The sequence below is a fragment of the Streptomyces sp. NPDC043176 genome (assembly GCF_056436715.1).
The window spans coordinates 189,837-214,788 of sequence record NZ_JBWKCA010000007.1 but is presented as its reverse complement, the minus strand read 5'-3'; the positions used below and the strand labels follow the sequence as shown (position 1 = coordinate 214,788).

Annotated in this window: 13 protein-coding genes and 1 pseudogene; 6 read left to right on the top strand and 8 right to left on the bottom strand. The window is 73.7% G+C overall.

Going from position 1 to position 24,952, the window contains the following annotated elements:
* Nucleotides 1–65 precede the first annotated feature (65 nt).
* Nucleotides 66–746 carry a dihydroxyacetone kinase subunit DhaL gene (gene dhaL, locus AC067A_RS14365; protein ID WP_478619250.1) on the bottom strand — a complete coding sequence of 227 codons (681 nt, stop codon included), beginning with the start codon at nt 744–746 and terminating at the stop codon, nt 66–68.
* Between the two features lie 285 nt (nt 747–1,031).
* Here dhaL and AC067A_RS14360 point away from each other — a divergent pair, with 285 nt between their 5' ends.
* Nucleotides 1,032–1,763: a response regulator transcription factor gene (locus AC067A_RS14360; RefSeq protein WP_478619248.1), complete on the top strand. Its 732-nt coding sequence runs from the start codon at nt 1,032–1,034 to the stop codon at nt 1,761–1,763.
* A 124-nt stretch (nt 1,764–1,887) separates the two neighbouring features.
* On the opposite strand, the gene AC067A_RS14355 is transcribed toward AC067A_RS14360, so the two are convergent.
* From AC067A_RS14355 to AC067A_RS14340, 4 genes are read right to left on the bottom strand one after another with little or no spacing between them, the layout of a single operon-like run.
* Nucleotides 1,888–3,072 carry a pyridoxal phosphate-dependent aminotransferase gene (locus AC067A_RS14355; RefSeq protein ID WP_478619245.1) on the bottom strand — a complete coding sequence of 395 codons (1,185 nt, stop codon included), beginning with the start codon at nt 3,070–3,072 and terminating at the stop codon, nt 1,888–1,890.
* Nucleotides 3,069–5,003, bottom strand: coding sequence for an FAD/NAD(P)-binding protein (locus AC067A_RS14350; RefSeq protein WP_478619243.1), 1,935 nt, complete (start codon nt 5,001–5,003; stop codon nt 3,069–3,071). The genes AC067A_RS14355 and AC067A_RS14350 overlap by 4 nt, the downstream gene beginning before the upstream one ends.
* Nucleotides 5,000–5,866 carry a prephenate dehydratase gene (gene pheA / locus AC067A_RS14345; protein ID WP_478619240.1) on the bottom strand — a complete coding sequence of 289 codons (867 nt, stop codon included), beginning with the start codon at nt 5,864–5,866 and terminating at the stop codon, nt 5,000–5,002. Before pheA ends, AC067A_RS14350 begins: the two co-directional genes overlap by 4 nt.
* A complete protein-coding gene (locus tag AC067A_RS14340; RefSeq protein WP_478619238.1) occupies nt 5,863–7,050 on the bottom strand; it encodes a LeuA family protein in 1,188 nt (395 codons plus the stop codon). Before AC067A_RS14340 ends, pheA begins: the two co-directional genes overlap by 4 nt.
* An 844-nt stretch (nt 7,051–7,894) precedes the next feature.
* Here AC067A_RS14340 and AC067A_RS14335 point away from each other — a divergent pair.
* Nucleotides 7,895–9,436: an MFS transporter gene (locus AC067A_RS14335; RefSeq protein WP_478619236.1), complete on the top strand. Its 1,542-nt coding sequence runs from the start codon at nt 7,895–7,897 to the stop codon at nt 9,434–9,436.
* Complete coding sequence (locus AC067A_RS14330) at nt 9,396–20,684, top strand: amino acid adenylation domain-containing protein (RefSeq protein WP_478619233.1); 11,289 nt, start codon at nt 9,396–9,398, stop codon at nt 20,682–20,684. The genes AC067A_RS14335 and AC067A_RS14330 overlap by 41 nt, the downstream gene beginning before the upstream one ends.
* A 125-nt stretch (nt 20,685–20,809) precedes the next feature.
* Here the strand turns inward: AC067A_RS14330 and AC067A_RS14325 are convergent.
* Both AC067A_RS14325 and AC067A_RS14320 read right to left on the bottom strand, forming a co-directional pair.
* Nucleotides 20,810–20,944, bottom strand: a pseudogene (locus AC067A_RS14325) (HAD family hydrolase); the annotation flags it as partial.
* Between the two features lie 141 nt (nt 20,945–21,085).
* Nucleotides 21,086–21,538 carry an Lrp/AsnC family transcriptional regulator gene (locus tag AC067A_RS14320; RefSeq protein ID WP_478619231.1) on the bottom strand — a complete coding sequence of 151 codons (453 nt, stop codon included), beginning with the start codon at nt 21,536–21,538 and terminating at the stop codon, nt 21,086–21,088.
* Nucleotides 21,539–21,646: 108 nt separating this feature from the next.
* Here AC067A_RS14320 and AC067A_RS14315 point away from each other — a divergent pair, with 108 nt between their 5' ends.
* Nucleotides 21,647–22,591, top strand: coding sequence for an SMP-30/gluconolactonase/LRE family protein (locus AC067A_RS14315; RefSeq protein ID WP_478619229.1), 945 nt, complete (start codon nt 21,647–21,649; stop codon nt 22,589–22,591).
* A 131-nt stretch (nt 22,592–22,722) separates the two neighbouring features.
* Here AC067A_RS14315 and AC067A_RS14310 read toward each other — a convergent pair whose 3' ends face one another.
* Entirely contained in the window at nt 22,723–23,064 is a 342-nt protein-coding gene (locus AC067A_RS14310; RefSeq protein WP_478619226.1) for a hypothetical protein, read from the bottom strand.
* Between the two features lie 177 nt (nt 23,065–23,241).
* Here AC067A_RS14310 and AC067A_RS14305 point away from each other — a divergent pair, with 177 nt between their 5' ends.
* Both AC067A_RS14305 and AC067A_RS14300 read left to right on the top strand, forming a co-directional pair.
* Nucleotides 23,242–23,670, top strand: a complete 429-nt coding sequence (locus AC067A_RS14305) for an SRPBCC family protein (protein WP_478619224.1) — start codon at nt 23,242–23,244, stop codon at nt 23,668–23,670.
* Nucleotides 23,671–23,745: 75 nt separating this feature from the next.
* Nucleotides 23,746–24,900, top strand: coding sequence for a MerR family transcriptional regulator (locus AC067A_RS14300; protein WP_478619221.1), 1,155 nt, complete (start codon nt 23,746–23,748; stop codon nt 24,898–24,900).
* Nucleotides 24,901–24,952: the final 52 nt, after the last annotated feature.

Here is a 24,952-nt window from a genome sequence, read left to right as displayed (position 1 = left end):
GTCCGGGGCCTGTCCGTGGACGGGCCCCGGACCGGGACGGGCGGGGCCGCGTCACGTCCTTCGGTTCACACGCCGGGCAGGCACGCGATCCGCACGAAGCGCACCTCCGGTTCCGGGCCGGCCGTGACCGCCTCGGCGAGCGACCCGAAGAGCATCTCCGTGGAGGCGGCGCCGGGGTCCAGGTGGCCGATGCTGCGATAACCGAGGTACGAGGCACGGCCCTTGCGCGCCTGCATCGGGATGGTGGAACGGGCGCCCGTCCCGGCGGCCGCGGCGGCGGCTCGCGCGGCCTCGCCCAGGCTGCCGCCCCGCGCGCACACCGCGCGGAACGACGCCACGGCGGGCGCGTAGGCGTCGACCATGGTCTTGTCGCCGGTGGCCGCCGCTCCCAGTCTGACGACGGCGTCGAGTCCCGCCTGCAGCGCGTCGCCGAGCCGGGCCGCCTCGGCCCGGTCGTCCGCGAACGCGCCACCGATGGCCTGGAAGGCGCTGCCGTACAGAACGCCCGCGGCGCCTCCTACGTGGTCCCGGAGCAACAGCCCGGCCTCGTCCAGTAGTTCGCCCGCGGTTCCCGGGGTCCGGTCGCGCAGCAGCATGCGGTGGACGTGGGACGCGCCCCGGCGCATGTTGATGCCGTGGTCTCCGTCCCCGATCGCGGAATCGAGTGCGGTGAGTCTGTCCTCGTTCTCTTCGACGGCCCGCGCGAACCCTCGGAGCCACGCCGTGGCCAGCGCATCGTCCTGCATGCTTCCCCCTCCGCTGCAGCGGCACACGGAAGCCCTGCACCCGACGGCGTTGGCGGGCGGCCCCCGATGCCCGACCGTAGGTGGGACTCTGTGGGGCGTCAACAAACACCAGACCAAGGAACGATCAAGCGATCACCTTGGAAACTGAGGGTTCTCGCACCCCAGCGCCCGAAGCTCGCCTGTCGAGCGCTCAAAATTGGCCATAACGCTGTTCATCATTGCTGAACAGCGTTCCGGTTTTTTAGGCTCGTCTGGCATCGAACAATCTGACGAAGGGCGTACCTCATGTCTCTGGAACGTGATCTCTTCGGCGCGGAGCCCGCCGAAGACGACACAGCTCGCGTGCTGGTCGCGGATCACGACCCGATCTCCCGTCACGTCCTGACCCGCGTCCTCGGCGTCTCGCCCCATCTCGACGTGGTGGGCAGCGTGAACAACCAGCAGCCGCTGCGGCAGTGGCCTCTCGACCGCGTGGACGTGGCGGTCCTCGCGGTCGCCCCCAGGGAGGACGCCACCGGCCTGATCCGCCAACTGCACCTGCGTCAGGTGAGGGTGCTGGTCGTCGGCACCGGCTGGACCCAGCGGCGCCTCGACTCCTTCTTCGCGGCCGGCGCCACCGGCTGCCTGGTGAAGAACATCAACGTCGCCAAGCTCGCGACGGCCATCTGTGCGGTCGCTTCCGGCCACACGGTGCTCTCCCCCGAGCTGCGCACCCTGTACGCCCGGCCCACCGGCGCCGCGCCGGTCCCCGCCGCCGCCGGTTCCAAGGATCTCCTGCACACCCTCACCTCCCGCGAGCAGGAGGTGCTGCGCAACCTCACGGAGGGCATGTCGACCGCCGAGACCGCGGTCCGCCTCAGGGTGTCGCCCGCCACCGTCAAGAGCCACATCTCCCACGCGCTGACCAAGCTCGGCGCCCGCAACCGGCTGGAGGCCGTGCTGCTGTTCCAGCGGTCGTGCACCACGGAGGGGGAAACCGTCCCCGCCGCCCCGGCCCGAGCGGTCGAAGTAGCCTGAATTCCGCCCGCGCGCCCCGGGGAAGTGGCCGACGACGCCCACGGACCCGGCCGACGACGGACAAGCCGGGAGGCCGGCGGCCCCGCTGGGGCCGCCGGCCTCCCGGCGTCCGTCTGGTCTCGCGTCAGTTCCCCGCCCACTGGGCGGCCAGCCGTGACAGCCGCTCGCCGGCGCCCTGCAGCACCTCGCGGGACGCCGCGAACGACAGCCGGACGTATCCCTCCCCGCCCGGCCCGAAGGCCGAACCCGGGGCCACGGTGACCGCGGCCTCGTCGAGCAGCCGCTTCGCGAAGGCGGCCGACGACAGCCCCGTCCCCCGGATGTCGGCGAACGCGTAGAACGCGCCCTCGGGGTAGGCACAGGTGACACCCGGCAGCGCGTTCAGCGCGGAGACCGTGATCTCCCGGCGCACGGTGTACTCCTTGAGCATCGCCGCCACGTCGTCGGTCGTCCGGGTCAGCGCCGCCACCCCGCCGCGCTGGACGAACGACGCGGCACAGCTCACCGTGTGCTCCTGGACCTTGAGGGCCTGGGAGATCAGCGGTTCGGGCCCCGCCAGATAGCCGAGCCGCCAGCCCGTCATCGCGTACGCCTTGGAGAAGCCGTTGACCGTGAGGGTCCGCTCCGCCGCACCGGGCAGGCTCGCCAGGCTGAGGTGCGCGCGACCGTCGTAGACGATCTTCTCGTAGATCTCGTCGACGATGAGCACGAGGTCGTGCTCGACCGCGAACGCGACGATCTCCTCGGCCTCCTCCCGGTCCAGCACGTGCCCCGTCGGGTTGGCCGGCGTGTTGACGACCAGCGCCCTCGTACGCTCCGTCACCAGGCCCTCGAGGACCCGCCGGGACAGCCTGAACCCGTCCTCCGCGCCGAGTTCGGCCGTCACCGCTCGGGCCCCGATCAGGCCCGCCATCGCCGGGTAGCTGACCCACGCCGGGGTGGGCACGATGACCTCGTCACCCGGGTCGAGCACGGTCATCAGCGCGGTGAAAAGCGCCTGCTTGCCCGACGGGGTGACGATGATGCCGGTGGCCGGATCCACGTGGACGCCGTTCTCGACGGCCAGCTTGTCGGCCACGGCGCGCAGCAGCTCGGGAACGCCCCGGCTCGGTGTGTAGTGGGTGTCCCCGCCCTCCAGTGCCGAGACGGCCGCCGCGACCACGGGCTCCGGCGTGGGGAAGTCCGGTTCGCCGCCGCTGAGGTCGAGCACCTCGACGCCTTCCCCGCGCAGCCGCTGGACCGTCTCCAGCAGGGCGACGGTCGCGGACCGCTCGACGCCGGAGAACCGCTGTGCGACACGCATGCTCATCCCACCTTCCTCTCGGGCGACCGCTCGCCCGCCGTCTCCCCGCCCGTGCCGACCAGCTCGGGCGTCTGCGTCCGGGACGCGTCGACCCGGGACACGGGGCGCAGCGCGTGCGCGGCGATGGCGTCGGCGTCGTGGACGAAGTCGCTCCACATGCCCGGCCGGCTGCTGCCCACCTGCATGAACCACCTGGTGTGCTCGGTGGGGATGCCGAGCACGTACATGTCCTCGTCGATGCCGCCGTCGTCGGCCACGGGATGAAACGGGCTCTTGGTGACGGCGACGCCGCCGGTGTCGTAACCGGCGTCGCCGCTGTGGTTGACGTAGCTCGTCCACGCGCCGGACTCGCGCAGCCTCGCGGTCAGCGGGCTGAGGTCGCTGCGCAGGTCGGGACTGGGGATCCGCGCGTCGACCAGCGTCGTCACCGGAACGGCCGAGCCGGGGACCTGTGCCGAGGACACCACGTACACGCCCTCGGCCGGATCGCCGTCGAAGCGGGTCCGCGGCCCGACGATGCGCAGCAGCCCCCGGTCGAGCAGGGCGAGCACCTGCTGGAGGCGCTCCATGGGCGGGCCCGCGGCGAGGAATGAAGCCCTGGGCACGTACCAGCCGAGGAAGTCCTCCTTCTGCGAGCGCCCGGTCAGCCCTGAGAAGTCGACCAGCTCGCGCAGGACCCAGCGGGTGTCGCGCATGACGTCGAGCGCGGCCTTGAGCGGGGAGTCGACGTTGCCCTCGGTGGCGTGCGCGAGATCCCGCTCGATCTCCTCGCGGAGCGCGCGCCCGAAGTCCTCCGGGCCGGCGAAGGCGCGGTGCGCGAACGGCCGGGCGAGCGCGTCGATGTCGATCGGCGGCACGTCCGGCGGCCCCAGCCGTGCGGCGATGGCCTCCACGGAGGGCACGCCCTGCTCGGCGTCGGTCTCCACCTGGGCGACGAACCGGTCGGCCGCCTCGCCGCCGAAGTCGCGGCGCAGGACCGTGCCGTAGTACACGAGCTCGATCTCGGCCTTCAGCCACGGAAGGACGTGGCGGGTGAAGTCGAGCGGGCCGCGCGGCTGGTGGGCCCGGATCCGCCCCGGCGTGAACAGCACCGGACGGTAGGAGTACTGCGGCGGCTTCTGGTTGCGGCCGCGGGCCGGCAGCGGCATCCCGCTGCGCGATCCGGCCACGATCACCGGCTCCTGGCCGCTGGGGTGGTAGACGAGCGTGCCGTCCTCGCCCGGGGCGAACCGGCCGCCCCGGCCGATGGTGAGGTCCGCCATCACGTCGTAGAAGGACAGACCGAGACCGATCACGCCGACGGCGGAGCCCGGCGCGATCTCGTGCAGGGGCATGTCGGCCGCCGACTCGCCCTGGATGTAGCGGAGTCCCGGGTGCTGCCGGGCGAGGTCGGCGAGGTCGCCCTCCCGTCCGGTGAGCCGGTGCCGGGAGTGCCCGGTGGCCAGGACGACCCGGTCGACGTCCAGTCGCTCGCCGCCCGACAGGGCGATCCGGTACCGGCCGTCGAGTCGCGCGACCTCCTCCACGCGCTCCTTGATGCTCCGGAGCCGTACGCCGGGGGGCAGGGACTCCGTCACCGCGCTGAGCACCGAGCGCAGGTACCTGCCGTACTGGCCGCGTGGCGCGTAAGCGTCCGGGCCGGGGTAGTCGCCGACGGACTCCCACCACTGGCCGAACGACGGGCCGGCTCCGGCGCGGGCCGGGCCGCCGTCGGGCTCGCCCGAGTACGCGGAGCACTGGCCCGCCACGGTGTTCATCAGGAACCAGTCGGGCTGGTCGGTCCGGTAGACCTGGCCGGCCCCCGGCTCCACGGCGTCGACCAGGAAGATGCGGACGTCCAGGGGGCCCGGGTGTTCCCCGAGCCGGGCGGCGAGCCGCTCGAGCACCATCATTCCCCTGGGCCCGCTGCCGATCACAGCGATGCGCGTCGCACTCATGCGGCTGCCTTCTCCCCCTTGACCTGACGGTCGACGATGTACGGATAACTACCCAGCAGGGTCAGCGAGTCGACGCCCCGGCGCATCGCCTCGACGGCCTCCGCCAGTCCCGGGTGCGCGAGGTGCCGGTCGACCTCGACCAGGAAGTGGTAGCGGCCCCGGGCGGTCTGCCGGGGCCAGGACTGGATCCAGGCGATGGACACCTGCCGCCGGCTCAGCTCGCCGAGCACGCCGGTGAGCACGCCGGGATCCGAGCGGTCGGAGGTGATCAGGAACGCGGTGCGGTCCTGGCCGGTGGGCGGCCCGTCGGGGCCGCTGCGGCGCAGGGACACGAATCGCGTCGTGGCGTCGCGGCGGGTGCCGATGTCGTGGGCCAGCACGTCCAGTCCGTAGCGTGCGGCCGTTTCGGGGGCGGCGATCGCGGCGTCGGTGGCCGACCCGCCCTCCGCCAGGGCGACGGCGGCCGCCGCGGTGGAGTCGGCGACGACCGTCTCCGCGTGCGGCAGGTGCCGCTCCACCCATTCCCGGCACTGGCCGAGGGCGTGCGGATGGCTCACCACCCGCCGCACGTCGGACAGCCTGGTCCCCTCGCCCGCCATCAGGGCGAAGGTGACCCCGATCGCCACCTGGGCGTCGATTCTGAGCCGTCCGGCGTGTGCGACGAGTTCCCCGAGCGTGGGCGGCACCACGCCGCTGACGGAGTTCTCCAGCGGCACCACCGCCCTGGCGAACCTGCCGGAGCGCAGGGCCTCCACCGCCGCCGGGACGGTGGGGAAGGGAACGGTCTGCCGGGCGGAGGGCGCGAGCCGCCGGACGGCGGACTCCGTGAAGGTGCCCTCCGGGCCCAGATACGAATACCTCATCGCGCCGCTGCCACCGCCAGGCGCGTGCCGAGCTCCCTCGCGAGCCGCTCGCGTACGACCGACAGGTCCTCGCAGTCGCCCTGCTCCCGCTCGGCGATGTGCACGCGGTACAACTCGTCGAGCCCGGCCTCGTCGACGTCCGCGTCGAGCTGCTCGATCAGGTGGCGCAGCACGGTACGTCCGGAGTGGCGCCCGATGAGCAGGGAGCGTTCGCGGCCGAACCGCGCGGGCTCGACGTACTCGTAGGTGCTCGGGTCGCTGAGCATGCCCTGCTGGTGGATGCCGGCGGCGGTACCGAAGACGTACTTGCCGAAGATCGGCTTGTTGCGGGGCTCCTCCAGCCGGATGATCTCGCGCAGCCGGTTGTACGCGGCGTACATGGCCTCCAGGCGGACACCGGTGGTCATCCCGAGCAGCTCGGTCTTGTACGCGAGGACGGCGGCGACCTCCTCCAGCGAGGTGTTGCCGGCCCGCTCGCCGATGCCGCCGAGGGCGACCTGGATCTCGTCCGCGCCGGCCGCGAGGCCGGCCAGCGTGTTGGCGGTGGCGAGGCCGAAGTCGTTGTGGCAGTGCGTGGAGACCTTGACGGGCGGCGGCGCCCACCGCCGGATCTTGCCGATGAGGGCGCCGAACTCCTCGGGCGTGTGGCATCCCGTCGTGTCGGCCAGGATGATGCAGGTCGCTCCGGCGTCCACGGCCGCCTCGGTCAGCGCGCGCAGGAGGTCGTCCTCGCCACGGCTGGCGTCCTCGATGCCGACGGCGATGTCGGTGACGCCCAGCGAGACGGCGAACCTCACCGTGTCCACCACCTCCCGGACCGCCGCCTGCCGGGTGATGCCCCGCTTGTGCGACAGGTGGATCTGGCTGCCGGTGGCCACCATCTGCACCTGGTGGTTGTCGACGCCGCCGGCCTCGACGGCGATCTCGACGTCCCGGCGCGTCGTGCGCGAGAACGTGGCGAACTTCGTTCCGGTCAGGTGCCGCGCGATCAGGCGGGTCGCCTCGAAGTCGCTGGGCGAGGAGGCGGGAAAGCCCGCCTCGATGGTGTCGACCCCCAACCCCGCGATCAGCTGGGCCAGTTCGAGCTTCTGCTCCGGGTTCATCGCGTTGCCCGGCGCTTGTTCACCGTCGCGGAGCGTGGTGTCGAAGACGGATATGCGACGGGGTGCTGCGTACTCGTTCACTTCTCCCCCAAGGGCCTGGGATGCACTCGGCCTCCTCAGCCGAACAACCACCGATCCTCGGGACCGCCCGTCCCCCCGTCATCCGCTGATGGAGGAACGCCGGACTCCCCACCCCACACTCGGCACCGCCTCCGCGCCTTTGGTGGAGCGCGGGTCCACCAACGACCGTGTTTCCCGGGCCTCCTCCTCCCCGGGGTCGATGCCCTCTCCGGAGCGGGTCACCACGATGGGAGGAGCGACACGGGACGCGTCACGGGCGTCGCCGTCCCGAAAAATTCGGTGACGGACGTCCAGCGCGCGTCGGCGGCGCACTTCGCCTGCCTCGGGCCGGTCGGCAGAAGAGCGACGGAGACCCGCCGACGCTTCCGCAGCGCCACCGCCCAGCTCGAACGGGTGCCGGGAAGGATCCACTTCCGCCCAGGTCAGGGTATGTGCGCACAGGTCACTCACCGCGCCACCCCGCCGTGGGGAGCCGCCTCGCGGCCCTTCGGTCGCGAGGGCCCGCGCGGCACGCTTCCGCCGGCCGTTGTGGGCGCCTTTCCCCGGAAATCGAAGAGCTCGGGCAGGTCCATCCCCCCGGTTCCCTTGGCGTCACTTGTACGCAATCGCGTCGGCCGTCTGCCGACGATCATGCATTGACACACGTCAGCCGACGATCAGATGATCCACTGGCACGGCCTGGACGTTCGCACTCCGGACGGTCGTCCCCTGCGTGGACCTCGTCTCCTCGCGGCAAGGACCGGCGGGACGAACGGTGGGGGTGAGGAGCGCCGAACGAGACCGGCGGAACGCTCGGCGCCTGTGCCGCGGCGGCCCGAGGCGGAACCAGATCGGAGTGACTCCCATGTACGGCACAGGACGTGCGCGTCGCGCACGCCCGGCAGACGCGTCCGCCGCCCGGCGGCCGGAGGCCCTGGGCCTGCGGTTCCGCCTCCTCGCCTCCGCCTACGCCGTCTCGGCGTGCGGCAACTACCTGAGCCTGATCGCGCTGGGGCTGTTCTCGTACGCGGTCACCGGCACGGCCTTCGGCGTGGGCGCCATGATGGCGCTGCGGCTCTTCTGCGGCTTCGTGGCGGGGTTCGTGGCAAGCACGCTGCTCGCCCGCGTCGACCACCGGACCGTGATGATCGGTGCGGACGTCGCCCGGGGCACCGCCATGGTCGTCCTGGCACTCGGCGGTGGACGTACCTCGACGTGGGTGCTGGCCGCGGCTGTCGCCGTCCTCGGCGCGGGCAACACGTTCTCCACCGTGGCCCTGCGCAGCTGGATCCCCGCCCTGGTCGGCGGGGCGTCCCGCGCCCGGGCCAACGGCTCGCTGGTGATGGGACGTTCGCTGGCCACCGTGGTGGGCTTCGCCTCCGCCGCTCCCGTCATCGCCTTCGGCGGCTATCCGCTCGCCTTCGCCTGCAACGCCGCCGGCTTCGCCGTGTCCGCGGCGGCGCTGCTGGCACTGCGACGGGCTGCCCGGGGCGAGGACGAGGACGGGCAGGACTCCGGACCTGCGGCGGTCGCCGTGACCGCGAAGCCGGCGTCCGGTACGGAGCACTCGTCCGGTACGGAGCACCCGGGCACGGAGACCCGGGCGACGGGCGCGGGCGCGGATGCGGCTGGGGGCGCGGATGCGGGCTCGGCTGCGGGCGCGGGCGCGCAGGAGCCTGCCACGGACCCGGTGGGCGCGGGGCTGCCGAGGAAGCCCGCGCGCCGATGGCGGCGGGCAGCCGCGCCGTTGTCCGGCCTGCTCGTCATGATGATCGTGCTCAGAGGGATCGACGCCTTCGCGTCCTCCTCGCACAACGTCGCCCTGCCCGTGGTCGCGCACGACGCGCATCCCGACGAAGCCGCGCTGTTCATGACCCGCTTCTGGGCCACGTGGGCGGTGGGGACGTTCCTCGCGCACCTGGTGCTCCGCCGCAGGAGGAGCGAGGCGGCCTGGGGGGAGCGGGCGTTCGCCCTCGGCACCTGCGCCATGGCGCTGTCGTTCGCGGCGGCGTTCTGGGGGCTGCCCGCGGCCCTCGTGGTGGCGGCGGCCGCGTCGGCGGGGTTCGCGGACGGCTGGACCGAGATCGTCTACGCCTCACGCCTCCAGGCCGCCGCCGAGCCGCTGCGCAGCCGGCTCTTCGGCCTGTCGGCCGCGGCCGAGCAGTCCGGCTTCGCGCTCGGCACGATCGCCACCGCCGTGGCTCTGGAGTCGTTCCCCGCCCCCGTCGTCGTGAGCGCCTTCCACGGCGTCGCCGTCTGCGGCGCCCTGGCCCTGCTGACGTCGCTGTACGTCTCGACCCGCCGGCGTCGCGCCGCGCGCCCCGACGAACGCCGTCCGCACCCTTCCGAAATCGAGCGAGGAGCACATGAAACGCCCACCGGGCCGAGCACTCTGTCAAGGACCTGAGCTCGAGAGGTCGGAGGACGATCCGCGCGACGCCGTACAGGCGTTACTGCGCGCCGCCCGGTCCGCCCCGGGATCCCTGGTCACGCTTGATTCCGACGGTCGGACGTCCGGCCGGTCGTACGCCGAACTCCTCGACACGGCACGGCGCCTGCTCGGCGCGCTGCGGGAGCAAGGGGTGCGCCGCGGCGACACGGTCGTGCTGTGCGGGCTGCCGCTGGCCGAGTTCTTCCCCGCCTTCTGGGCGTGCGTGCTGGGCGGCGTACTCCCCGCGGCCCTCGCCGAGCGTCCCGTGGCGGGTTCCCCGGCCCTGGACCGGCTGCTCCAGGCGCACGAACTGCTCGACGGCCCCCTGGTCCTCACGGACGAGGCCGGCGCGGCGGCGCTCGCGCGGTCCGCGCCCTCGCTGCGCACGCTGCTCGCGCGGGACGGCCTGTCCGCGGCGCCCGCCGAGGACCACTTCGAGCCGGACGGATCCGACACCGCGCTGCTGATGCTCTCCTCCGGCAGCACGGGGGTGCCCAAGGCCGCGCGTCTGACCCACGCCGGTCTCGCGGACTTCGCGGCGAGCAGCCGCCGTGTCCTGGACGTGCGCCCCGACGACACCACGGTGAACTGGCTGCCGGTCGACCACAGCGGCGCCTTCCTCCTGTACCACCTGCTCGCGGTCTTCACGGGCTGCACCAACGTGCACGCGCCGACGGAGTACGTGCTGGCGGACCCGCTGCGCTGGCTCGACCTCATGGACGAGCACGGCGCGCGGCACGGCTGGGCTCCGACCTTTGCCTACCAGCTCGTCGTGGACGCGCTCGCCCGCCGACCGGAGGGCCCCGCGGCGCGGCGCTGGGACCTCGGCGGCCTGAAGACCCTGGTCTGCGGAGGCGAACAGATCGTCCTGCCCGTGATGGAGCGCTTCCTCGACGCGACGGCCCCGTACGGGATACGCGAGGGGCACATCGTTCCGGCCTGGGGCATGGCCGAGACGGTCACGGCGGTCACGTACGGGCGGCTTGACCGGCCGGGCACGGTGCACCGCCTGCTGAAGAGCAGCCTGAGCGGCGACCCGGTGGCGGCCGGTCCGCGGACGCCGGAGGAGGACCGCGTCACCTTCGTCGCGGCGGGCGCGCCCGCGCACGGCGTGACCCTGCGCGTCGTCGACGACCACGACGTCCTCGTGCCCGACGGCAGGATCGGCCGGCTCCAGGTGCGCTCGGCCGCGCGTCTGACGCCCGGCTACGTCAACAACCCGGAGGCGGACGCGGCGGCCTATCCGGCGGGCCGGGACTGGCTCGACACCGGTGACCTGGCGTTCCTCGCCGAGGGTCAGGTCGTGATCACCGGCCGCCGCAAGGACCTCGTCATCATCAACGGACACAACGTCCACTGCCACGAGGTGGAGGAGGTCGCCACCACCGTCGACGGCGTTCGCCAGGGCGAGGTGGCCGCCGTCGGCGTCCCGGACCGCGCGCGGGGCACCGACGAACTGGCCGTCCTCTTCGTCAGCCGCGGCGCCCGCGAGGACGTGCGGATCGCGGCCGCCGTGCGTGCCGCGCTGTTCACCCGCCTCCGGCTGACCGCGACCCACGTCCTGCCCGTACCGGCCGGGGAGTTCCCCCGCACCCCGGCTGGGAAGATTCGCCGCGCGGAGCTGCGCGACCGGCTCATCGCCGGGACCCTCGACGCGGCGGCCGCCCCCGAGGCGCCGACCGCGGCCACGGCTCCCCCGTCCTCCACCGCCTTCGCGGACACCGTCGCCCGCGCGGTGCGGGAGGAGTTGGGCGCGGTACTCGAAGGCCCGACGGTGGACGTGAAGGTCCCGTTCTACGAGCTGGGCCTGACCTCGGTGCGCCTCGTGCGGCTGCGCGCCCGGCTGGCGGAGCGGCTCGGTGTCGACATCGCCCAGACGGTGTTCTTCGAGCACCCCACGGCCGCCGCGCTCGCCGCGCACCTCGCGGAGTCCGTCACTCCGACGGCAGGTCCTGCCGTGACCGCCGCCCCGGACCTCGATCCCGCCGGCGGGTCGGCGGACGGCGCCGAGCGGCGGATCGCCGTCGTCGGGATGTCGCTGAGGTTCCCGGGCGCGGACTCGCCGGAGGCGTTCTGGGCGAATCTTCGCGACGGCGTGGACAGCATCCGGGTCTTCGGCGACTCGGAACGCGCGGCAGCGGGCGGGGAACGCTCCCCCGGACACGTACCCGTGGGCGGGGTCATCGACGGTGTCGACGGGTTCGACCCGGACTTCTTCGGCATCAGTCCCAGGGAAGCCGGCCTCACTCACCCGGCGCACCGCCTCTTCCTGGAGTGCTGCCACCAGGCTCTGGAGAGCGGCGGCTACGAGTCCGCCTCCCCCGGCACGCGCATCGGCGTGTTCGCGGGCTCAGGCATGAACCTCTACGACCACCAGCAGCAGTCGGCGGACGGCCCCGGGCACCCGGGGCGCGAGCCGGCCGGCGGGGCGGAGCCGGGGCTCGCCATCCAGCGGTCCGTCGGCCGGCAGCCGGACTTCCTCGCCACCCGCGTCGCGTACCGCCTCGGCCTGACGGGCCCCGCCATCGGCGTGCAGACGGCCTGCTCCACGTCGCTGGTCGCCGTACACCTCGCGGTCCAGGCGCTGCTGAGCGGTGAGACGGACCTGGCGCTGGCCGGAGCCGCGGCCGTCCATCTGCCGCAGGAGTCGGGCTACGTCAGCGAGCCGGGGTCGATCCTGTCGCCGACCGGACGACTGCGGGCCTTCGACGCGGCGGCCGACGGCACGGTGGGCGGCAACGGTGTGGCCGCCGTGCTGCTCAAGCGGCTCGACCGGGCCCTGGCCGACGGTGACACCGTGCACGCCGTGATCCTGGGCTCGGCCGTCAACAACGACGGTGCGGACAAGGTCGGTTTCAGCGCGCCGGGCGTCGCGGGCCAGGCCGAGGTGGTGCGCCAGGCCCTGCGCAGGGCGGACGTGCCCGCGGAGACGATCTCGTACGTCGAGGCGCACGGCACCGGTACCCGGCTCGGCGATCCGGTGGAGCTGCGGGCGCTCGGCCGCGCCCTCGGCGAGTCCACCCGGCGTACGGGATTCTGCGCGGTCGGCTCGGTGAAGCCGGCCATCGGGCACCTCGACAGCTGCGCCGGCATGGCCGGGCTGATCAAGACGGTGCTCATGCTGCGACACCGCACCCTGGTGCCCACTCCGCACCTGAGCCGCCCCAACCCCGAGCTGGAGTTGGCGGGCGGTCCGCTGACCCTGGCCACCGAGCTGCGGCCGTGGACGGTCCCGGACGGCGTGCCGCGCAGGGCCGGTGTCAGCGCGCTCGGTGTCGGCGGCACCAACGCGCACGTCGTGCTGGAGGAGTACCCGGCAGCCATGGGGCCCGGGTCCGGGCCCGCCGCCGCGTCCGAACTGCCGGTGCTGGTCCCCCTGTCAGCCCGCGACGCCGCAGCACTGCCGGAGTACGCCGGACGCGTGCGCGACCACCTGCGGCGGCATCCCGGGGAGCGGGCCGCGGACGTGGCGGTCACCCTGGCGCTGGGCCGGCCGCACCGGGGCGCGCGCACCACGGCCGTCGGTCGGGACGCCGAGGAGCTGGCGCGTTCCCTCGGCGAGCCGCCGGCCGCGCCGGCCGCGCCCCTCGGGCCGGTCGCCTTCGCCTTCTCCGGTCAGGGCAGCGCGCGCCGCGGCATGGCCGCGGGCCTGTACCGGGCGTACCCGGCGGCCCGGCGCACGCTCGACCGGTGTGCGCGGCTCTTCTCGGAGGAGGGGGGCGGCGACCTGCTGGCGCTGCTTCTCGACCCGGCGGCCCCGACGGACGCCGACGACAGCGCGGGGGGCACGGCCGACACGGTCTGGCCCACGGAGACGGCCCAGGCGGCCCTCTTCACCCACCAGGCGGCGCTCGCCGACGTGTGGCGTGCCGCCGGTGTCCGTCCCGCGCTGCTCCTCGGCCACAGCATCGGCGAGTACGCGGCGCTGTACGCGGCCGGCGGCCTGTCCCTGGAGGACGGTCTGCGGCTCACCGTGGCGCGTGGGCGCCTGATGCGGACGGAGTGTCCGCCCGGCGGCATGCTCGCCGTCCGGACCGACGCGGCCACCGCCGAGCGGGTGGCCCGGACCACCGGCGCCGTGGTGGCCGCGGTCAACGGGCCCCGGGCGTTCGTCCTCGCCGGCCCGTCCGAGGTGCTCGCAGGGGCCGCCGGGCTGCTCGACGCCGAGGGGGTGCGCTGGAAGGCCCTGCCCGTGGACCGGGCGTTCCACTCGCCCGCGATGGAACCGATGCTGGAGGAGTTCCGGCGCCACGCGGACAAGGCGGTGTACCGCCCGCTGGAGATCCCGCTGGTGACCACGGCCGACGGCGAGATGCGCGCCCCCGGGTGGGTCGCCGACCCGGACCACCTCCGCCGGCACGCCGAGCAGCCGGTCCGATTCGACCTGGCCATGGCCGCGGCCGCCGCGCGGGGCTGTACCGACTTCGTCGAGATCGGGGCCGGCGCCACCCTCGCCGGTGTCGGCCGGCACTGCGTCCCGGCGAGCCGCTGGGTGCCCGGGCAGGGCGTGGGCGACACGCCTGAGCCCCAGGTCCACGGCCTGCTCACCTCGCTCGGCACCCTGTACCGCAGGGGTGCCGAGCTGGACTGGCGTGCACTCGCTCCCCAGGGGAGCCGCGTCCCGCTGCCGGGCCATCCGCTGCGCCGGCGCCCCATACCGTTCGGCGAGCCCGTCGACCGGACACCGCGGCCCCCGGCCCCGCCCGGTCCCTCCCCGGTACCGGAACCGCCTCTCCCTACCGAGGTGTCCATGACATCGCCCCAGCCCTCCCCCGCACCCGTGGCCTCCTCGGCGCCGGACGCACTGCTCGGCTCCGTGTGCGAGCTGACCGCCCGCAAACTGGGCCACGAGCCGGAAGAGGTGCTGCCTGACAGCTCGTTCTTCGAGCTGGGCGCGGACTCCCTGTCCCTGATGGGGCTGACGGCGGAGCTCGACCAGCACTACGGCGTACGCGTCCCGGTGCGGGAGCTGTTCGACACCGCGGACACGCCGCGCAGGCTTGCCGAACGGCTGGTGGAGCTGGGTGGCGGCGCGGTGCGGGCCGGAGCGGCTCCGGAGGCCCCCGAGGGCTCCCCGGTCGCCGCGCGGGTCACGGACTCGGACGCAGAGCCGACTTCCCCTGTTCCCGGGGAAGCGGGGTCTCCTGGGGTGGCGCGTGCCTCTGGGGTATCGGCCGTTCCTGGGATATCGGCCGCCCCTGGGGCATCGGGGGCACTTGGGGTACCGGGTGCGCCTCGGGTATCGGGCGAGCTGCACGATTTGTTCACGCAACAGCTCGGGGTGGCTCGACAGCTCGTGGACCAGGTCGGTGGGCTGATCAGCGGGCAGCTCGCCCTCCTCTCGGCCTCGCCCTCGCCCTCGCCCTCCACGTCGGCACCGGCTCCGGCACCGGCTCCGGCGGCCGTCGTCCCCACGCAGGCGCCCGCGGCCCCGGCCCCGGCATCAACCCCGCTCCCGACACCGGCGGTTCATGTCCCGCCGACGCCCGCGGTCCTCGCCCGGGCATCGGCGCCGATCGCGACACCGAGGACGGCCCCGGCGCCTGTCCAGCCCGTCGCCCCCTCCCCCGGCTGCGACTTCAGCCTCTACTTCTTCGGGGACTATCCCGAGGAGGCCGCGCGCGACAAGTACGCGCTGATCATGGAGGCGTCGGAGTTCGCCGACCGCAACGGGTTCCACTCCCTGTGGTTCCCGGAGCGGCACTTCGACTCCTTCGGCGCGCTCTTCCCCAATCCCTCCGTGCTGGCGGCGGCCCTCGCCGCGCGCACGAGCCGCATCCGGCTGAACGCGGGCTCCGTGGTGCTGCCGCTGCACAACGCCATCCGGGTGGCCGAGGAGTGGTCGGTCGTCGACAACATCTCCGGCGGCCGGGCGGGGCTGTGCGTGGCGAGCGGATGGCACGCCACCGACTTCGCGCTCGCGCCCCAGCACTTCGGACGGCACCGCGAGGTGATGTACGAGCAGCTGCGCACCGTACGGCAGCTGTGGTCGGGACAGCGGCTGGAGACCACCGGGGGTGACGGCAAGCCCGTCGAGATCCGGCTGCACCCGAGCCCGGTCCAGGAACAGCTGCCCCTGTACGTCGCCGTGGTGGGCAACCCGGACAGCTACCGCCGGGCGGCCGCCGAAGGCCTGGGCGTGGTCACCAACCTGATGGCGCAGACCGTCGAGCAGCTCGCCGAGAACATCGCGCTGTACCGCCGTACGCGGGCCGAGCACGGGCTCGACCCCGCGGCCGGCCGGGTAGTGGTGCTCGCGCACACCTATCTGGACGAGGACGGCGAGCGTGCGAGGGCGGAGGCGTACCGGCCCTTCCTCGCGTACCTGCGTTCCTCGCTGTCGCTGTTCGACCAGGTGACCAACAGTCTCGGCGTCCAGGTGGACCTGGCGAACTCCACCGACGACGACGTGGACTTCCTGCTCGGGCGCGCCTACGACCGGTACTGCGCGTCCCGCGCCCTGATCGGCGACGAGCACACCGCCGCCGCCACCGTGCGGCGGCTGGTGGACGCAGGGGCCGACGAGATCGCCTGCTTCGTGGACTTCGGCGTGGCCAAGGAGAAGGTCCTGGCCGGCCTGCCCGTCCTCGACCGCGTGCGGCGCCGTACCCGGACCGAGGAGCCTGCCGAACCCTCCGGCGGTACTGCCGGGCCCTTCGAGCTGTCCGCAGGGCACGCCGAACGGCGGCCCGCGGCCGCTCCGGCACGCACTCCCCTGACCCCCGTGCAGCGCCGCATCTGGCTCGTGGAGCAGCTGTACCCCGGCACCGCCATGTACCACGAGCCCAAGGCCGTCCGGCTCGACGGACCGCTGGACGTGGGAGCGCTGCGGACCGCGCTGCGCCGGGTGGCGGAGCGCCACCCGGCCCTGCGCACGGTGTTCGGCGACCACCAGGGGGTGCCCTACCAGGAGGTGCGGGAGGCGGGGCCGGTGGACCTCCCCGTCGACGACCATTCGGGCGAGACGGAGGAGGAGGCCCTGCGGGCCGCTCTGCTGCACGCGGGGCGGAAGCCGCTCGACCTGGCCGACGGCCCGCTGGTCACCGCGCGGCTGCTGCGGCTGGCCCGGGAGCGGCACCTGCTGTTCCTGATGGCCCATCACATCGTTTTCGACTCCTCTTCCACGGCCGTGCTCGTCCGCGACCTGGCCGCCTTCTACCGCGCGGGGGCACAGGGAGATCCGGCCCTGCCCGCGCTGTCCGCGCTGCCCGCGCCGCCACAAGCCGGGGTCGGCGACCGGGCCGCGTCGCTGGACTTCTGGCGCGGGGCCCTGGACGGAGCGCAGGAGCTGTCCCTGCCCACCGACCGGCCCCGGCCGGCGGTCAGGTCGGGCGCGGGAGCCTGCCTCACCCATGGCCTGGACGCCGAACTCACGGGTCGGCTGCGCTCGTTCGCGGCGAGCCACCGGGCCACTCTCTTCATGGTGCTGACCAGCGCGATCGGCGCGGTGCTCGGCCGGTTCAGCGGTCAGCGCGACGTGGTCGTGGGCACCGCGGTCTCCGCCCGGCAGCCCGGCACTGAGGACCATGTGGGCGTGTTCCTCGACACCGTGCCGCTACGGCTCGACCTCACCGGCGACCCGGACTTCGGCGCGCTCCTCAGCCGGGTGCGCGCGACCAGCACGGCGGCGTACGAGCACCGTGACGTGCCCTTCGACGAGCTGGTGGCCGCTCTCGCTCCGGAGCGCAGCCCCGGCCGCAACCCGCTCTTCGACGTGATGGTCGAGTACGAGCAGGCCTCCGACGTGGACTTCGACCCGCCCCGGCTGACGGCCGAGCTGCTCGACGTGCCGAGCGCCCGCGCCCCGTTCGATCTGAGCGTCTATCTGACACACCACCGCGACGGCGTCCGCTTCATGGTCGAGTACGACTCGGTCCTGTTCGACGCGGACACCGTGCACCGCTTCGTGGAGTACGTGGAGCACGTGCTGCGGGGCGCGCTCGACTCCCCCGGAGCGCCTCTCGGCGAGCTGACCGCGCTCACCGGCACCGACCGTGCGCACCTGAACCGCCTCGGGCGCCTCGACGAGCCGCTGCCCGCGGTGGCGGACACGCTGCACGGGCTCTTCGAGCGTCAGGCGCTGCGCACCCCGGACGCCGTCGCCCTGATCGGCGACGAGGAGCGGGTGGGGTACGGGGAACTGGACCGCCGCGCGAACCGGCTGGCCCGGCAGTTGCGCAGGCGGGGCTCCGGTCGCGGGGAGCGCGTGGCGGTGCTGCTGCCGCGTGGTCCGCGATTGATCACCGCGCTCCTGGGCGTGCTCAAGAGCGGGGCCGCCTATCTGCCCCTCGATCCGGCGGTGCCGACCGCCCGGCTGGCCGGTCTTCTCGACGACGGCGCTCCCGTCCTGCTGGTGACCGACCACACGGCGCTGGCCGCCCACGAGCAGCTGGCGGAGCACCTGCCCGTTCTTCTCATGGAGGCCGTCGAGACGGCGGACGACGGCACGGACGGCCTCGCGGACGACCGTGCGGAGGGGACGCCTCGGCCCGGGGCGGGTCCGGAGGACGCCGCGTACTGCATCCACACCTCCGGTTCGACCGGCCGCCCCAAGGGCGTGCTGGTGCCCCATCGCGGTCCGGTGAACCTGGTGCTGCGACACCTGGAGAACCATCCCGGGCTGCGCACCCTGCAGTGGACCTCGCCCGCCTTCGACGTGAGCGTCCAGGAGATCTTCACCACGCTGGCCTCGGGCGCCGCCCTCGTCCTCATCGACGACGCGGTGCGGCACGACCCGGAGGCCGTCGCCGAGGCGGTGCGCCGCCACGGTGTGGAGCGTCTGTTCATGCCCTGCACTCCGTTGAAGTACCTGATGGAGACCGGTCCGGAGCTTCCCGCTCTGCGCGAGCTGTTCTCGGCGGGCGAAGCGCTCCAGCTCACCGGCGCGTTCCGCCGCTTCCTCACCGCGCACCCCGGGTGCGCGCTGTTCAACCAGTACGGGCCCACGGAGGCCTCGGTGATCACGACCTCTCACCGGGTCGACCCCGAGGGCGGGCAGTGGCCGCCGATCGGCTCACCGGTGCCGGGCGCCCGCGTCCTGCTGCTCGACGCGGCCGGACGGATGGTCCCGGCGGGGGCCGTCGGTGAGATCCATGTGGGCGGTGTTCCCGTGGCGCTCGGCTACCACGGTCGTCCCGAGGAGACCGCCGCGGCCTTCCGCGACGGTGCGCCGGCCGGTGTGCCCGGCATGCTGTACCGGACCGGCGACCTCGGCCGCTGGCGTACGGACGGCACGCTCCAGTTCTGCGGGCGGGCCGACGACCAGGTCAAGATCCGGGGGTACCGGGTCGAGCCCGGCGAGATCCAGGCGGCGCTGACCGCGCTGCCGGGGATCCGGTCCGCGGCGGTCGTGCCGCGCCTCGACCGGCACGGCGAGACGGAGGTCGTCGCCTACGTGGTTCCCGCCGACCCGGCGAGCGGTACCGACACCCTGCGCACCGCCCTTGCCGCCGTGGTCCCCGACCATCTGGTGCCACGCCGGTGGGTGTTCCTGGAGCGGCTGCCGGTGAACCTCTCCGGGAAACTGGACCGCGCCGCCCTGCCCGAACCCCCGGCGGAGGTGAGTGAGCGGGAGGACACCGTGCGGCCCGCCACCGCCCTGGAGCAGTCCCTGCACGACCTGTGGTGCGAGGTGCTCGACGTGGCCCACGTGCCCGTGACCGTGTCCTTCTTCCAGCTCGGTGGCCACTCCCTGAGCGCCATCCGGCTGCTGAACCGCGTGCGGGAACTGGTGGACGTGCCCGTCTCCATGGCCGACTTCTTCCTGGATCCGACCGTCCGGGGGCTCGCGGCCCGCTGCGCGGCCGTCGCCCCCGCGCACCCCGCCGGCGGCGGCCGCGTGGTGGACAGCGCACCGATGCCGTCCACCCTGCGCCGGCTGTGGCTGCGCCACCACACGCATTCCGACCCGAGTGTCTACAACGTCGCCCACCGCATCGATCTGAGCGGCGACCTGGACACGATGGCCCTGGCCGGGGCCCTGCGGGACCTGGTGGGGCGCCATCACGCACTGCGCAGCCGCGCCGTGCGGCGCGAGGACGGGTCGCACGTCGTCGAGATCCTGGACGAGGTGCCCGTGGAACTGCCGATCACGGAGTTGCCCGCGGCACCGGGGTCCGACGCCCTTCACGTGGACGTCGACGCGTGGTGCCGGGAGCAGGCGGCCGAGGTCGTCGCGCTGGACCGCGCGCCTCTCTTCCGCTTCCGTCTGGCCCGCCTCGGCGCGGACCGCTGGGTGCTGGTCACCGTCCTGCACCACGCGATCTGCGACGGCTGGTCCATGGGGATCATCTGGCACGAGCTGGCGGAGCTGTACAACGCGCGGCGGAAGGGCGGTGAGGCCGGTCTTCCGGCGCCGGCCGCCCAGTTCACCGATTTCGCCCGCGCCGAGCACGCGCTGGACGGCGGTCGCCGGGCGGAGCTCGAACGGTTCTGGCGAGCCGAGCTCGACGGCGTACCGCTGCGTCCCGCCCTCCCGTACGACAGGCCGCGGCCGGCGGTTCTGTCGGGCCGGGGCGGCCTGTGTTCCCTGCCCCTCGCCGACGCCACCTCCGCCGAGGTCGCGGCGACGGCCGCACGGCTCGGCGTGACCCCGTACACCGTGCTGGTGGCGGCCTTCTCGACCTGGCTGTCGGGGCTCAGCGGTGCGCTCGGCGACATCGTGCTCCCGGTGTCCAGTGCGAACCGTGCGCGGCCGGAGCGCGAGGACGTCGTGGGCCTGGTGGGCGACTCGGTCCTGCTGCGGGCCCGGATCGACGGCGACGAGACCTTCGCCGGGCTGGTCCGGCGACTCGGCGCGACGCTGTTCACCGTGCTGGACCACCAGGACCTGCCGCTGATGGACGTCGTCCGCCTGGTCTCCGACCAGGGGCCGGAGGAGCTGTTCCCCACCGTGCTGTTCACCGTGGTCACCGCTCCGCCACCCGTGCTCGAGATGTCGTCGGTGTCGACGGAGGTGCGGGGGCTGCCGACCAGGGATGTGGCCCGCAACGAGCTCTACGTCGTCGTGGAGTCCGTGGACGGCGGGCTCACCGTCACCTTCGAGTACTCCACGGACCTCTTCACCGGCCCGACCGTGGAGAGTTGGGGCGCGTCCTTCGCCGCGTTCCTGGACACGGCTGTACGGAATCCCGACGGCACGCTGCGAAGCCTGAGGGACATCGCGCCCTCGGAACCGGGGTCGGAACCGGAGCCGGGGTCGGAGCCGGCAGCCGCGCCACGCTGATCGGCGCCCGTCCCAGCCCCGGCGGCGATCGCCGCCGGGGCGCTTCGGGCACCGTCACGCGCGGCGGCGCAGAGCGCGAGCCCCCAGCGGGGCGCGGGTACGCGGCCGAGCGGCCCGATCGGGTGTCACCGCCCGGCGAGCAAGGCCGGCAGTTCCCGCATGTCGTCGAAGACGACGGTGTCCGGGCCTTCGAGTCGTTCGGCGGGCGTGGGGCCTCCGGCGTAGCCGAAGGCCCGCATCCCGGCCGCGCGTGCCGCCGCGACGGCCAAGCTCCGCTCCGAGCGCGACCTGGAGGCGTACGGCGAGGCGTTCGGTGCCGGCCAGGACGCCGTCACAGTCGAAGATCACGAGTTCTGTCGGCTTCGTCGTACCGGCCGGGGAGGCGGCGGGGCGGGCCGTGATCACGTCTGATCGGCGGTCAGCGGCGAGAGCGGCCGCTCGAAGAAGGTCTCCAGGACCACCGTCGCCTGCGTTCCGCTGACGCCGTCGATGGCGTAGATCCGGCGCAGCACGTCCTGCAGCTGCTCGGTGGTCGCGGTCCTGACCTTCACCAGCACCGAGGCGCTGCCGGCGATGACGTGTGCCTCCAGGATCTCCGGGAGCGCGGCGAAGTCCCGCGCCGAATCACCCATCCAGGACGTCGAGTCGACCATCACGTAGGCCAGGACGGCGCTGCCGACGGCGGCCGGGTCCACCTCGACGGCGGTGCGCCGGATGACGCCGCGCTCCCGCAGCTTCCGCACCCGCTCGTGGACGGCACCGGCTGACAGGCCGACGGCCCGGGCGAGCGCGGCATAGGACTGGGTGGCGTCCTGTTGGAGCTGGGCCAGCAGGAGTCGATCGATGTGATCCACAACTCTCCATTCGGAATCTTCTTGCGTGGACCATATCTCATCTTGCAATGTTCATTTCAGACCGATTCACATTCGGTGCGCGATGTCCTTCGTGAGGAGCGGATCCCTATGAGCAGCGAGCGCCCCGGGCTGTACGAGATGCTTGACGACCGGTTCCGTACCGGGCGGTGCATGAACGGCGATGACGCGCTGGAGGTCCTGTACACCGGCTGCCGTTGGGCCGAGGGCCCGATCTACCTGCCGGCCTGGCGCCAGGTGGTCTGGAGCGACATCCCCAACGACCGGATGCTGCGGTGGGACGAGGAGACCGGCTCGGTCGGTGTCTTCCGCCGTTCCGCCGGACACACCAACGGCAACACCCTCGACCGCGAAGGCCGGTTGGTCACCTGCGAGCAGGGCAACCGCCGGGTGACCCGGACCGAACACGACGGCACCGTCACCGTGCTGGCCGACCGGTGGCAGGACAAGCGGCTGAACAGCCCGAACGACGCGGCCGTGAAGTCCGACGGTTCGATCTGGTTCTCCGACCCCGACTTCGGCATCACCAGCGACTACGAGGGCTACCGCGCCGAGAGCGAGATCGGCTCCGGCAACGTCTACCGGATCGACCCGGCCACCGGCGAGGTGCGCCTGGTCGCGGACTGCTTCGGCGCGCCGAACGGGCTGGTCTTCTCGCACGACGAGCGACAGTTGTACGTCTCCGACACCCGCGCGGGCTTCATCCGGGTCTTCGACGTACGCGACGGGGGCACCCTGTCCGAGGGCAGGGTCTTCGCCGAGGCCGGGGCCCGCGAGAAGGCCCGCTTCGACAACCTCCGCTTCGACGAAGGCGGTCGGCTCTGGGTCGCCGCGATGGACGACGGCGTGCACTGCTACGACCCCGACGGCACCCTGATCGGCCGCCTGAACGTCCCCGAGGCGGTCGCCAACATCTCCTGGGGCGGCGCCAAGCGCAACCGTCTCCTCATCGCGGCGGAGACCAGCCTGTACTCGGTGGTCATGGCCGTCACCGGCACGCACCCGACCGGGCCGGGACGACGGCCCTGGCTGTAGCCGGACGCCCGGGGGCTCCCGCCGTTCCGTCCCCGCGCCGTCCGGACGCACTTCGGCGGCCGGGTCACCTACGCCTCCGCTCCCTGGGGGTTCGTCGACCGGGGCGTGTTCGACCTCGTCGGCGTCGACGCCTACCGGGCCGCGTACAACGCCGACGGCTTCCGGGACGAACTGCGTGGGCACCTCGCCCACGGCAAGCCCGTCGCGGTGACCGAGTTCGGAAGCTGCGCGTACCGGGGCGCGGGAGAGCGGGGCGGCATGGCCTGGCAGGTGCGCGGGGCGCGGTCCCGGACGAGGACGATCAGGCGCGCTGCCTCACCGAACTGCTGGACGTCGCGGATGAACAACAGGGTCCAGCGCTCGCCGACCGGGTCGAGGGTCCGCGCGGTCGCGCAGTCGACGTCCGTGCACAGGGTGCGCAGCAGCTCGCTGGTGTCGATCAGGACGATGCCGGGGTGCTCGGCGGCGCCCATGGCGTCGGCGGCCTCGTCGGTGGTCTTGGTAACCGCCTCGACCGCCTCGACCGTCGGGAACGGTGCGCTCGACGATCGCCCGCCCCCGGTGCATCCGGTTCGGCCGCCGAGACGGAAACCCAGGCGACCGGCCGGCGTCGCCTGTGCCGGTGGAGGCACACGAGGGAGGCCGTTGCGGTGATCAGTGTGGAGCGGGTGATCATGGTGCGTCGGCCCTTGGCCGAGGTCGTGGCGTACCTGGAGGACTTCGGCCGCGCCGAGGAATGGGATCCCGGCACCGTCCGCTGCGTCCGGCTCGACGACGGGCCGGTGCGCCGGGGTGCGCGGTGGCGCAACACGTCGCGGTTCCGGGGCCGCACGACGGACCTGCGGTACGAGCTCGTCGTGCGTGAGTCCGCCCGGCTGGTGTTCGTCGGGGAGAACAGGACGGTGACCGCGCGGGACGACCTCCGGTTCGCCGCGGAGGGAACGGCCACGCGGCTGACGTACCGCGCTTCGCTGCGGTTCAAGGGGTGGGCCCGGCTGGCCTCCCCGTTCCTCCGCGGAGAGTTCGAGCGGCTGGCGGACGAGGTGGTCACCCGTCTTCCGTCGGCCGCCGAGGCGTGACGGTCCTGACCGTGCCGTGCGGCGCGGCGCGGCGGCCCTCAGCTCGCATCGTTTTCGCATCGTAAGGTGGTGAGCATGTACGAGACCGTCCACGGGATCACCACCGGCGCCGTGGCCCGGCGGCTGGGGGTCTCCCCCACCACCGTGCGTTCCTGGGACCGGCGGTACGGGATCGGTCCCGCCGTCCGCGCCGGCGGGCGGCACCGGCGGTGGAGTCCCGCGGACATCTCGATGCTGGAGGAGATGTGCCGTCTCACGGCCGCCGGCGTGCCGCCCGCCGAGGCGGCGCGCGCGGCACTGGACGTGCGGTCCGCGGCGACGGCCGGAGGCGATGTGCCCGCCGCCGACTCCGCGGACCCGGCGGCCGGCGGCGTCCCCGAGGTCCCGGCGGGCGTCGGTGTTCCCACTGCCCCGGGGGCCTTCGGCGTCCCCGCGGCTCCGGTGGCCCTCGGTGTCCCCGCGGCCCCGGCGGCCGTCGAGTCGGTCGCGTCCCTCGGGGCGCCCTCGCCGGAGCGTCGTACCGCGGCGGGCAGCGGGCTGCCGCTCGGTGACGTGCGCCAGGAGTGCCGCGGGCTCGCCCGCGCCGCCGTGCGGCTCGACGGCCCGGCGATGGAACGCCTGCTCGAGACCGTGCTCACGGAGTACGGACTGGTCACCGCCTGGGAGGAGATCATGTCTCCGACGCTGCACGCGGTGGGCCGGAAGTGGGAATCGTCCGACGACCGCTACGTCGAGGTGGAGCACCTGCTCTCCTGGCACATCTCCACCGCACTGCGGCGGGCCGCCGTCACCGGCCCGGCGGCCGCCTCCCCGGCCCCTCCGGTCGTCCTCGCCTGCGTCCCGGCGGAACAGCACACGCTGCCCCTGGAGGCGCTCGCCGCAGGCCTGGCGGAGCGGGGGATACCGACGAGGATGTTCGGCGCGGCCGTGCCCGCCGAGGCCCTGGACGCGGCGGTGCGGCGGTCCGGTCCCGGCTCCGTCGTCCTCTGGTCCCAGGCCCGGTCCACCGCCGACCACGCGCTGGCGCGGCACGTCGCGGGGACGGCCTTCGGGGTACGAGGTGCGCGCACCGCTCCCCTGGTCCTGCTCGCGGGCCCCGGCTGGCGCGGCCGGCCGCCGGGCCCGGGCATGGCGCGACCCGAGGGGCTGCGCGCGGCGCTCGGCCTCATCTCCCGGCTGTACGAGGAGTCTGCCGGGTACGACGAGCCGGCCGGCGGCCCGGGAGCCTGAGCCCCCTCGCGTACGTCTGAGCGCCCTCGGGCACGAGGCCGGTTCGCCGCTC